The organism is Limnohabitans sp. G3-2, assembly GCF_002778275.1.
In the GTDB taxonomy this organism is placed as follows: Bacteria; Pseudomonadota; Gammaproteobacteria; order Burkholderiales; family Burkholderiaceae_C; genus Limnohabitans_A.
This window is the reverse complement of the sequence record NZ_NESG01000003.1, coordinates 275,721-287,307: the sequence shown is the minus strand read 5'-3', so window position 1 is coordinate 287,307 and position 11,587 is coordinate 275,721. Positions and strand designations below refer to the sequence as shown.

The 11,587-nt window shown below is 60.6% G+C and carries 10 protein-coding genes; all 10 read left to right on the top strand.

All coding sequences use genetic code 11. From position 1 onward, the window contains the following. Positions 1-2 precede the first annotated feature (2 nt). The 10 genes from murD (at position 3) to B9Z31_RS05790 (ending at position 11,564) form a co-directional block, all read left to right on the top strand. A complete protein-coding gene (gene murD / locus B9Z31_RS05835; RefSeq protein WP_100118610.1) occupies positions 3-1,697 on the top strand; it encodes a UDP-N-acetylmuramoyl-L-alanine--D-glutamate ligase in 1,695 nt (564 codons plus the stop codon). Between the two features lie 47 nt (positions 1,698-1,744). Further along, positions 1,745-2,995, top strand: coding sequence for a putative lipid II flippase FtsW (ftsW, locus tag B9Z31_RS05830; RefSeq protein ID WP_100118765.1), 1,251 nt, complete (start codon positions 1,745-1,747; stop codon positions 2,993-2,995). Then, on the top strand, positions 2,992-4,056 hold the full coding sequence (gene murG, locus B9Z31_RS05825) for an undecaprenyldiphospho-muramoylpentapeptide beta-N-acetylglucosaminyltransferase (protein ID WP_100118609.1): 1,065 nt from the start codon (positions 2,992-2,994) through the stop codon (positions 4,054-4,056). Before ftsW ends, murG begins: the two co-directional genes overlap by 4 nt. After that, positions 4,053-5,462, top strand: coding sequence for a UDP-N-acetylmuramate--L-alanine ligase (murC, locus tag B9Z31_RS05820; protein ID WP_100118608.1), 1,410 nt, complete (start codon positions 4,053-4,055; stop codon positions 5,460-5,462). The genes murG and murC overlap by 4 nt, the downstream gene beginning before the upstream one ends. Continuing rightward, a complete protein-coding gene (locus B9Z31_RS05815) occupies positions 5,459-6,424 on the top strand; it encodes a D-alanine--D-alanine ligase (protein ID WP_100118607.1) in 966 nt (321 codons plus the stop codon). Before murC ends, B9Z31_RS05815 begins: the two co-directional genes overlap by 4 nt. 8 nt (positions 6,425-6,432) lie before the next feature. Then, the gene (locus B9Z31_RS05810; protein WP_233200772.1) at positions 6,433-7,209 is read left to right on the top strand and encodes a cell division protein FtsQ/DivIB; all 777 of its coding nucleotides are present in this window, start codon (positions 6,433-6,435) and stop codon (positions 7,207-7,209) included. A gap of 40 nt (positions 7,210-7,249) precedes the next feature. Next, entirely contained in the window at positions 7,250-8,479 is a 1,230-nt protein-coding gene (gene ftsA, locus B9Z31_RS05805) for a cell division protein FtsA (RefSeq protein WP_100118605.1), read from the top strand. A 135-nt stretch (positions 8,480-8,614) separates the two neighbouring features. Continuing rightward, on the top strand, positions 8,615-9,829 hold the full coding sequence (ftsZ, locus tag B9Z31_RS05800) for a cell division protein FtsZ (RefSeq protein WP_100118604.1): 1,215 nt from the start codon (positions 8,615-8,617) through the stop codon (positions 9,827-9,829). Positions 9,830-10,044: 215 nt separating this feature from the next. After that, positions 10,045-10,968 (top strand): UDP-3-O-acyl-N-acetylglucosamine deacetylase, encoded by a 924-nt coding sequence (gene lpxC / locus B9Z31_RS05795; RefSeq protein WP_100118603.1) that lies wholly within the window; start codon positions 10,045-10,047, stop codon positions 10,966-10,968. After that, complete coding sequence (locus tag B9Z31_RS05790; RefSeq protein WP_100118602.1) at positions 10,968-11,564, top strand: YqiA/YcfP family alpha/beta fold hydrolase; 597 nt, start codon at positions 10,968-10,970, stop codon at positions 11,562-11,564. Before lpxC ends, B9Z31_RS05790 begins: the two co-directional genes overlap by 1 nt. Positions 11,565-11,587: the final 23 nt, after the last annotated feature.

The following is an 11,587-nucleotide window of genomic DNA, read 5'->3' as shown; positions in this document are numbered from 1 at the left end:
CCATGCAGCTCCAAGGTCAACACGTTCTGATTCTCGGTTTGGGTGCTTCGGGCCTGGCGATGGCCCGTTGGTGCGCGCATGCCGGAGCCGACGTGACCGTGGCGGATACGCGTGAAACACCGCCCCAGTTGGCCGTTTTGCAGGCCGAGTGGCCTGCCGTGCGCTTTGTGCCGGGGGCATTCGTGGCCGGTCTGGTCGAGGGCACATCGGTGCGAGCGGTGTTCCGCAGTCCAGGCCTCACACCCGAGGCCGTCGCCCCTGTGGTCGATGCCGCGCAAGCCATGGGTTTGTGGCAAGGCGGCGAACTGAGTTTGTTCGCCGCAGGTTTGGAGGATTTGAAAACCCGCTTTGGCTACGCCCCGCAGGTCTTGGCCATCACCGGCACCAATGGCAAGACCACGGTCACGTCCCTGACCGGGCAGCTGGTGGCGCGTGCGGGCAAAACCGTGAAAGTGGCCGGCAACATTGGCCCCACCTTGCTCGACACCTTGGCCCAAGCCCTGCTGCAAGCGCAAGCCCAAGTTCAGCTGCAGGCGCAACAGGCGCAGAGCGCCGAAACGGCAGAAGCGCCGCAGGCATTGGTGCACGCCGTGGATGCCGAAGAGGAAAGCGAGCCAGCTCTGGACGAGGAAGAAGCCGTCAAGGCCGTGCTGGCGCCCGTGCTTCCCGTGCCCGTAGACCCCATGGCACAAGCCCTGCCGCAGGTTTGGGTGCTGGAGTTGTCGAGTTTCCAGCTGGACAGCAGCGAAGGCTTTGAGCCTTCAGCCGCCACCGTCCTCAACCTGTCGCAAGACCACTTGGATTGGCACGGCAACATGGCCGCCTACGGCCAAGCCAAAGCACGCATCTTCGGCACGCAAGCCTTGATGGTGTTGAACCGAGATGACGCACAAGTCATGAACATGCGGCCTGCGCCCATCAAGGTGAAACTGCAAAAGCCCATTGAAAGAGCCTGTTTGACCTTTGGTGGCGACATGCCCCAGCATCCAGGCGACTTCGGCATTGAAGTGACCCACGGCATGACATGGTTGGTGCGCGCGCTCGAAGCCGATGAAACACGCCGCCGCCGCAAAGACGAAGCGGAAGAATTGCACTTTCAGCGGCTCATCCCTGCTGACGCCTTGCGCATTCGCGGGCGGCACAACGCCGTCAATGCGCTGGCGGCTTTGGCATTGGCCAGCAGCGCAGGTTGCGCCTTGGGCCCCATGCTCTACGGTCTGCGTGAATACCGTGGTGAGCCGCATCGCGTGGCGCCGGTGGCCATCATCAACGAGGTGGAATTTTTTGACGACAGCAAGGGCACCAACGTGGGCGCCACGGTCGCCGCCTTGCAAGGCCTGGGCGCAGATCGGCGAGTGGTGGTCATATTGGGCGGCGAAGGCAAAGGCCAAGATTTCTCGCCTTTGGCAGCCCCGGTGTCGCGCTACACCCGTGCTGTGGTCTTGATCGGTCGTGATGCCCCGCTGATCCGCGAAGCGCTGCAGGACACCCGCGTCACCTTGCTGGACGCCACCGACATGGCCGATGCCGTTGTGCAAGCGGCCCAGATGGCGCAAAGCGGCGACGCGGTGCTGATGTCGCCCGCTTGCGCCAGTTTTGACATGTTCGAAAACTATGGCCATCGGGCTGAGGTGTTTTGCCAAGCGGTGGCCGAATTGGCCGAAGCTGCAGGCGTGGCCATGGAGGGTGGACTGTGAGTGACGCACTGACTTTCTCGCAGCGCCTTCAAGCTGGCATTTCACGCATGGGCCAATTGCTCTCAGGCCAGGGCTGGCAGGCCACAGCGGCTGGATCGGCCAGTTTGCCGGTCAATTTGGGTGGCTATGACGCCAGCCGTCAAGGTGTGGGCTCCGGTGCACGCTTGCAAAGCATCGACCAAGCGCTGGTCTGGGTGGTCGTGGCTTTGATGATGTGGGGCATGGTCATGGTCTATTCGGCCTCGATTGCCATGCCGGACAACCCGCGTTTTGCCCGTTACTCGCAAACACATTTCTTGACCCGGCATGTGATCTCGATGGTGGTGGGTGGCGTCATGGCGCTGCTCGCATTCCAAGTCCCCACAGAAACCTGGGAAAAGGTGGCGCGGCCCTTGTTTGTGGTGTCGCTGATTTTGTTGGCCATGGTGCTGCTGCCATTCATTGGCAAAGGCGTCAATGGAGCGCGACGCTGGATTTCATTTGGCATCATGAACTTCCAACCCTCTGAGTTGGCCAAATTCGCGACCATCATTTATGCAGCCGATTACATGGTGCGCAAGATGGAGGTCAAAGAGCGCTTCTTCCGTGCGGTGCTGCCCATGGGGGCTGCGGTGGCACTGGCCGGCGTGTTTTTGTTGGCCGAACCCGACATGGGCGCATTCATGGTGATCGCGATCATCGCCATGGGCATTTTGTTTTTGGGTGGCGTGAACGCCCGCATGTTCTTCCTGATCTTTGCCGTCTTGGTGGGGGCTTTTGTGGCCATGATTGCGGCTTCTCCATGGCGCCGTGACCGCATCTTTGCTTATCTGGACCCCTTCAGCGCCGAGCACGCCCTGGGCAAGGGTTACCAGTTGTCGCACTCCTTGATCGCCATTGGCCGCGGCGAGGTCTGGGGCGTGGGCTTGGGCGGCAGTGTGGAAAAGCTGCACTGGTTGCCTGAAGCGCACACCGACTTCTTGCTGGCCGTGATTGGCGAAGAGTTTGGTTTGGTCGGCGTGACTTTGGTGATCTGCCTGTTCTTGTGGCTGAGCCGGCGCATCATGGTCATCGGTCGGCAGGCCATCGCATTGGACAAGGTGTTCTCTGGCTTGGTCGCGCAAGGCGTGGGGATTTGGATTGGTTTTCAAGCCTTCATCAACATGGGCGTGAATTTGGGCGCATTGCCCACCAAGGGTCTGACGCTGCCATTGATGAGTTACGGCGGTTCGGCCATCATGATGAACCTGATCGCCATTGCGGTGGTGCTGCGCATCGATGCCGAAAACAAACAGATGATGCGCGGAGGCCGTTCATGAGCAGCAAATGCGCACTGGTCATGGCCGGCGGAACAGGGGGACACATTTTCCCGGGCCTGGCTGTGGCCGAAGCCTTGCGCGAAGCCGGGTGGCGCGTCCACTGGTTGGGTGCGCCCAACAGCATGGAGAGCGAGTTGGTGCCGCCGCGTGGCTTCGCCTTTGAGCCCGTGAGCTTTGGTGGCGTGCGTGGCAAGAGTTTGAAAACGCTGGCCGTCTTGCCCTTGAAGCTGCTGCGGGCTTTTTGGCAAAGCTGGCAAGTGGTGCGCCGTGTCCAACCCGACGTGGTGCTGGGCTTGGGTGGTTACATCACTTTCCCTGGCGGCATGATGGCGACGCTGAGCGGCAAGCCCGTGCTGTTGCACGAACAAAACTCTGTGGCCGGGATGGCCAACAAAGTGCTGGCCCAAGTGGCCGACCGCGTGTTCACCGCGTTTCCGGGTGTGTTCAAGCAAGGGCACTGGGTGGGTAATCCGCTGCGCCGTGCTTTCACCGAGCAAGCAGCACCAGCCGATCGGTTTGCGGGCCGCACAGGTCCCTTGCGCGTGCTGGTGGTGGGCGGCAGTCTCGGCGCCAAAGCTTTGAACGACACCGTGCCCCAGGCCCTGGCCTTGATGCCCATGGCGTCCCGTCCCGTGGTGGTTCACCAAAGTGGCGCGAAACAAATCGACGCATTGCGCGCGAACTACCAAGCCGCCGGTGTTGAGGCCGAGTTGACGCCTTTCATTGACGACACGGCGTCGGCATTTGCGCAAGCTGATTTGGTCATTTGCCGCGCCGGCGCCAGTACCGTGACCGAGTTGGCCGCGGTCGGCGTGGCTGCCGTCTACGTGCCATTCCCCTATGCCGTGGATGACCACCAAACCACCAATGCACAGTTTCTGGTGGCGCAAGGCGGTGGCTGGCTCATGCCACAAGCCGATCTGTCAGCGCAGGCCTTGGCCAACTTCTTGATGGGCATGTCGCGTGAGCAACTGCTGCTTGCCGCCGAAATGGCACATGGTCAGAAAAAAACAAATGCGACTCGGGAGGTCGTGATGGCTTGTGAGGAGTTGGCTGCATGAAACACGCCATCCGAAAAATCCACTTCATTGGTATCGGTGGCTCCGGCATGAGCGGTATCGCCGAGGTCTTGCTCAATTTGGGTTATCAGATTTCGGGCTCAGACTTGTCCGACAGCGCTACGCTTGGCCGCTTGGCGGCCCTTGGCATTGCGACCCACGTGGGGCATTCGGCGGCCCATGTGAAAGACGCCGATGCCGTGGTCACTTCGACCGCCGTCAAAGCGGACAATCCGGAGGTGTTGGCCGCCCGTGAGCGCCATATCCCGATCGTGCCCCGTGCCGTGATGCTGGCAGAGTTGATGCGCATGAAGCAAGGCGTGGCCATTGCCGGCACGCATGGCAAAACCACCACGACCAGTTTGGTGGCCAGTGTGCTCGGCGAGGCGGGGCTGGATCCGACCTTTGTGATCGGTGGCCGATTGAACAGCGCCGGGGCCAATGCCAAACTGGGCACGGGCGACTACATCGTGGTGGAGGCCGACGAGTCCGACGCGTCGTTCCTGAACTTGCTCCCTGTGATGGCTGTTGTGACCAACATCGACGCGGACCACATGGAAACCTATGGCCATGACCTGGGCAAACTCAAGGGCGCATTTGTCGAGTTTTTGCACCGCATGCCTTTTTACGGAACGGCCATCGTCTGCGCTGACGATCCGGGCGTGCAGTCCATCCTGAACGACATCGCCAGGCCCGTGACCACCTATGGTTTGAACGAAGGCGCGCAAGTGCGTGCCGTCGATGTGCAAGCCGCACAAGGTCAGATGCGTTTCACCGTGCAACGCCGCAACGGTGTGACCTTGCCTGATTTGCCTTTGGTGCTGAATTTGCCCGGACACCACAACGTGTTGAACGCCTTGGCCGCCGTGGCGGTTGCGGTGGAGCTGGGTGTCGAGGACGCTGCTGTGCAGCGTGCATTGGCCCACTTCAAAGGGGTGGGACGGCGCTTTCAGCGCTACGGCGAAGTGGCGATTCAGGGCGGCTCGGGTACCTTTACGGTGATCGACGACTATGGCCACCACCCTGTGGAAATGGCGGCCACCTTGGCTGCTGCCCGTGGCGCATTCCCAGGGCGTCGCTTGGTCTTGGCTTTCCAGCCGCACCGCTTCAGCCGAACCCGTGACTGCTTCGAAGATTTTGTGAAAGTGATCGGCCAAGGCTGCGACAGCGTGTTGTTGGCCGAGGTGTATGCCGCAGGCGAGGCGCCGATTGTGGCGGCCGATGGCCGTTCGCTGGCACGTGCACTGCGCGTGGCGGGCAAGGTCGAGCCCATTTTTGTCGATGCGATTGCCGACATGCCCCAAGCCGTGCTGAGCAATGCACGCGATGGCGATGTGCTCATTTGCATGGGTGCAGGCTCCATTGGTGCGGTGCCAGCCCAAGTGGTCGAGTTGGGGGGAGCTGCATGAACACGCTGAATTTAGGCAAAGTGGCTGTTCTCATGGGCGGGCAATCGGCCGAACGCGAAGTGTCTTTGATGTCCGGACAAGGCGTTTTGCAGGCACTGCGCGCCTCAGGCGTGGATGCGCACGCCTTTGACCCCGCAGAGCGCGACTTGGGCGAACTCAAGCGCGAGGGGTTTGAGCGTTGCTTCATTGCGTTGCATGGCCGTTATGGCGAAGATGGCACCGTGCAAGGAGCCTTGGAGTTGATGGGTTTGCCCTACACGGGCTCGGGCGTGATGGCTTCGAGCATCGCCATGGACAAAACCATGACCAAGCGGGTCTGGCTGGCCGAGGGTCTGCCCACACCGCGTTATGTGCTGGTGCGCCGTGCGCAGTTGCAGTCGGTGTCCTTGAGCGACTTGGTGTCGAGTCTGGGTTTGCCCATGATCGTCAAACCTGCCCGTGAAGGCTCATCGATTGGCGTGACCAAAGTCACGCAGGTCCAAGATCTGCTGGCCGCTTTGAATGCGGCTGCGCAATGCGATGCCGACATCCTGTGCGAACAATGCATCGTGGGTGACGAGGTGACTTGCCCGGTATTGGGCGAAGGCCCTTCGGCCCGCGCATTGCCTGTGATCAGGATCGTGGCGCCAGAGGGCAATTACGACTACCAAAACAAGTACTTCACAGACGACACCCAGTATGTGGTGCCCTGCGGTTTGCCCGCAGCCGAAGAAGCGGCCATTGAGGCGCTGATCGTCAAGGCCTACCAGGTGTTGGGTTGCCGAGGCTGGGGGCGCATTGACGTGATGATCGATGCCGCCACGCGTCAGCCCTATTTGTTGGAAATCAACACCTCGCCTGGCATGACCGGTCACTCCTTGGTGCCCATGTCGGCCAAGGCCGCAGGCATCAGTTATGAAGCCTTGTGCTGTCAGTTGCTGGCATCGGCCACCTTGGACCATGTGCAGGAGGCTCAAGGGTGAAAGCTGCCATGCCATTGCCACTGGACGTTCGCCTCATGAACATGGCCGCCGCCTCGTTGCTGCTCGTGTTTGTGTTGCTGGTGCTGGGCGGCGGCGCTTGGTGGTTGTTGCGTCATCCTCTTTTTGCGATCCAGGCGATCACCGTGCAAGGTGACGTCACGCGCAACAACGCCATCACCCTGAGGGCCAATGTGGTGCCGCAATTGCAGGGCAATTTTTTCACGATGGATTTGAACCGCACCCAAGAAGCATTTGAAGCCGTGCCTTGGGTCCGGGGTGCGGTGGTGCACCGTGATTTCCCCAACCGCTTGCGCACGGTCTTGGTGGAGCATGAGCCCATGGCACTGTGGGGCGAAGAGGGCGCCAACAAGATGGTGAACCAGCAAAGCCGCGTGTTCGAGGCCAATGTGGAGGACGTCGACATTGACAAGCTGCCTCGCTTGAAGGGCCCCGATGCCCAGTCCGCGGCGGTGGTGCAGATGTACCGCCACCTCTTGCCGATCTTTCAGACGATGGACATGGGCATCGACCAGTTGGAGTTGACGCCACGCGGCAGTTGGCGCGTGTTGACCGATCGTGGCGCCTTGCTCGAGCTGGGCCGTGGAAGCGAAGCAGAGATGAGCGCTCAGCTGCAGATTTTTTTCAAAACCTTGTCGCAAGTGACGGCCCGCTATGGCCGGACCCCCACCGCCTTGGCGGGTGCGGATTTGCGTCACAAAGACGGTTATGCCCTGCGTTTGCGCGGTGTGACCACGCTTGACACAGATGGTAAGAACAAGCTCTGAGCGATCAGCGCAAAAAAACGAAACGGAAACGGTGATTCAAATGGCAAAAGAGTACAAAGATCTGGTGGTGGGCTTGGACATCGGCACCTCCAAAGTCATGGCGGTGGTGGCCGAGGTCATGCCCGATGGTGAGCTCAAGATCGCGGGTCTGGGCATCGCACCTGGCAACGGCCTCAAGCGCGGGGTGGTCGTCAACATCGATGCCACCGTGCAAAGCATCCAGCAGGCTTTGAAAGAAGCCGAGTTGATGGCCGATTGCAAAATCACCCGCGTCAACGTGGGCATCACCGGCAGCCACATCCGTGGCATCAACTCCAGCGGCATGGTGGCCATCAAGGACAAGGAAGTCACGCAAGCCGATGTGGCCCGCGTGATGGAGACGGCCCGCGCCATCAACATCTCGACCGATCAGCGTTTGCTGCTGGTGGCGCCGCAAGAATTTGTGATCGACGGCCAAGAGGTCAAAGAGCCGATTGGCATGAGCGGCATGCGCTTGGAAGCCAAGGTGCACATCGTCACAGGCGCCCAGAGCGCCGCCGAAAACATCATCAAGTGTGTGCGCCGCTGCGGCCTCGAGGTCGACCAATTGCTGCTCAATCCGCAGTCCTCGAGCTTGGCGGTGCTGTCAGAAGACGAGCGCGAATTGGGCGTGGTGTGCGTGGACATTGGTGCAGGCACCACCGACGTGGCCATTTTTGCCAACGGTTCGATCCGCCACACCGCCGTCATCCCGATCGCCGGTGACCTGATCACCAGCGACATCGCCATGGCCTTGCGCACCCCCACCAAAGATGCCGAAGACATCAAGGTCGAGAGCGGATATGCCAAGCAGCTGCTGGCCGATCCCGATGCGCAGGTGGAGGTGCCTGGTTTGGGCGATCGCGGCCCACGCATGCTCAGCCGCCAAGCCTTGGCGGGGGTGATCGAGCCGCGCATCGAAGAAATCTTCTCGCTGGTGCACCAAGTCATCCGTGAATCGGGCTACGAAGAAGTGCTGTCGTCCGGCATTGTGCTCACCGGCGGCAGTGCCGTGATGCCGGGCATGGTCGAGTTGGGCGAAGACATCTTCCTCAAGCCCGTACGCCGTGGCTTGCCCAAATATTCGGGCGGTTTGGCCGACATGGTCAGCCAACCTCGCGCAGCCACTGTGATGGGCCTTTTGGAAGAGGCCCGCATGGCCCGTCTGCGTGGCTACAAAGTCACTCAAAAGAAAAGTTCTGTGAACAACGCTTTTGGCCGTTTCAAAGACTTCATTGTGGGAAACTTCTGATGAACTGGAAAAAACGATTTTTGGCCCGAAGCAGCCCACCTTTTTCACGACCGTGTCGATGTTGACACCTTCCATTCAACAAAAAGTATCTGTAAAAAATTCCGGCAACTGCAAACAAATTTTAGGAGTAGCACCATGACCATCGAAATGATCCAGACAGAAGAATTCAACCAAGGCACGCAAATCAAAGTGATCGGCGTCGGCGGTGGCGGCGGTAACGCTGTCGAACACATGATCGAGCGCCAAGTGCAAGGCGTGGAATTTGTCTGTGCCAACACCGACGCGCAGGCCTTGGCCCGCAGCGCAGCTCACCGATTCATCCAGCTGGGTCAAACGGGTTTGGGCGCTGGCAGCAAGCCAGAAAAAGGCCGTGAAGCCGCCGAAAGCGCAGAAGCCGACATCCGCGCCGCCATCGAAGGCGCGCACATGTTGTTCATCACCGCCGGCATGGGCGGTGGCACGGGCACAGGTGCTGCCCCTGTGATCGCCCGCATCGCCAAAGAGATGGGCATCCTCACCGTGGGTGTGGTCACCAAGCCCTTCGAGTTTGAAGGCGGCCGTCGCATGTCCAACGCCGACCTGGGCATGCAGGAACTCGAAGCCAATGTGGATTCGCTGATCGTGGTGTTGAACGAAAAACTGCTGGAGTTGCCCGGTGGTGAAGACATGACCCAAGACGAGGCCTTTGCCCACGCCAACGACGTGCTGAAAAACGCCGTGGGTGGCATTGCCGAGATCATCAATGTGCCCGGCCATGTGAACGTCGACTTTGAAGACGTGCGCACTGTGATGGGTGAGCCCGGCAAAGCCATGATGGGTACAGCGGCAGCCAGCGGTCCTGACCGCGCCCGCATTGCTGCTGAGCAAGCTGTGGCTTGCCCCTTGCTCGAAGGCGTGGACCTGTCCGGTGCCAAGGGCGTGCTGGTGCTGATCAGCGCCGCCAAGGGCTCGCTCAAGCTGTCCGAGTCTAAGCAAGCGATGAACACCATCCGTGCTTACGCTTCGGAAAATGCCCACGTGATTTACGGCACCGCTTACGACGAAAGCCTGGGCGACGAGATCCGCGTGACCGTGGTGGCCACAGGCTTGTCCAAAGCCGGTGCACGCCGCACGGCACCTCCGCTGCAAGTGCTGCGCACCGGCACGGACAACGTGCCTTTCACCATGGGGGGTCAAGACGCCGTCGCTGCTGCTGGCCAAGCTGCCGCGCCGATGAACAACAGCGGTCTGAATGTGCCCGCTTACTGGCGCAGCAACCGCACCCATGCGGCTGCGCGTGTTGATGGCATGGCCAATGCGGGCATGGACGACATCGAGATCCCCGCATTCTTGCGCAAGCAAGCGGACTGATCTGCTCAGTTGAGTTTCGTTTCTGGTGCTTTGGGGCCAGACAGGTGGATGCCTGTCTGGCCCCTTTTTACGTGCATTCACAGCCCAAACGTCCTGTGTCACGGCCCGCAGCCGTCGGGCTCCTCGTCGCTTCGCGCCTCCATATCGCCCGCCAGCTCCAGGCCATGCCACAGGACTTGTGGTGCATCAACCTATTGGCCAACTAAAATACACGCATGCTTGCTCAACGCACCCTCAAAACCTTGACCAAAGCCGTCGGCGTGGGTTTGCACAGCGGTCAGCGTGTGGAGCTGACCCTGCGCCCCGCTGCGCCGGATACCGGCATTGTGTTTCGCCGGATTGACCTGGCCGAGCCGGTGGACATTCCGGTCAACGCCGAGGCGGTGACCGACACCCGTTTGGCCTCCACCATCTCGGCGGGCCAAGCCAAAGTGCTGACGGTGGAGCACCTGATGTCGGCCTGCGCGGGTTTGGGGATTGACAACCTGTACGTGGACATCACGGCCGAGGAGGTTCCCATCCTCGACGGTTCGGCTTCGTCGTTCGTGTTCTTGCTGCAAAGCGCCGGGGTGGTTGAACAGTCTGCCCCCAAGCGTTTTGTTCGCGTGCTCAAGCCTGTGCAAGTGTCCGAAGGTGAGGGCGAAAACATCAAATGGGCGCGGTTGGCGCCTTACCACGGCTACAAGCTGAGCTTTGAAATCGATTTTCGGCACCCCGCCGTGGATTCGACCGGGCAGCAGGTGGTGTTTGACATGTCGGATGGGGTGTACGCCCGCGACATTGCCCGCGCCCGAACCTTTGGTTTCACCAAAGATGTGGAGATGCTGCGCGCCAATGGCTTGGCGTTGGGGGGGGGCTTGGACAACGCCATCGTGATGGACGATTACAAAGTCCTGAACACCGATGGCCTTCGCTACGATGACGAGTTCGTGAAGCACAAGATTCTGGACGCCATGGGCGACTTGTACATTTTGGGCAAACCCCTGTTGGCGGCCTACAGCGCTTTCCGTTCGGGCCACGCCATGAACAACCGTTTGCTGCGCGAGTTGTTGTCGCAGCCCGACGCTTACGAAGTTGTGACTTTTGAGAACACGGCCCAAGCGCCACGGGGTTTTGCCGCCTTGCAGCCCGCTTGGTGATGCAGCGCACCACGCACCTTTTGTATTTGCACGGGTTTCGGTCTTCGCCGAACTCTGTCAAGGCCACAAAAATGGCCCATCGCGTCAAAACCCAGGCCCCAGGCGTGACGTGGTGGTGCCCCCAGTTGCCCGCATCCCCCCGAGAAGCCATGGCTTTGTTGCAAGCCGGTGCTGCCGATTGGCCCTTGGACCGCACCGCCATCGTGGGTTCTTCCTTGGGGGGCTTTTATGCCGCTTGGCTGGCGCGGCAGTGGCAATGCCCCGCCGTGCTGCTCAACCCGGCGGTGCATCCCGCCCGCGATTTGGCGCGTCACCTTGGCGAGCACCCTGTTTGGCATGACCCTTCGCAGCGCATTTTCTTTGAACCTTCTCACGTGCAAGCGTTGAGCCGCTTAGAGGCTCAAATGCAAGATGTGCCCTTGGCAAAGCCCCGCACCCTGGCGTTCATTGCCCAAGGCGATGAGGTGCTGGATTGGCGGGAAATGCTGGCCTGCCATGGCGGCGGACAAGTGCGCTTGATCGAGGGCAGCGACCACGCCCTGAGTGATTTCGACTTGTACCTGACCGAAATAATGGAATTTCTTCACCTGGCCTGATGGCGGGAACCCTCCGCGCCAGC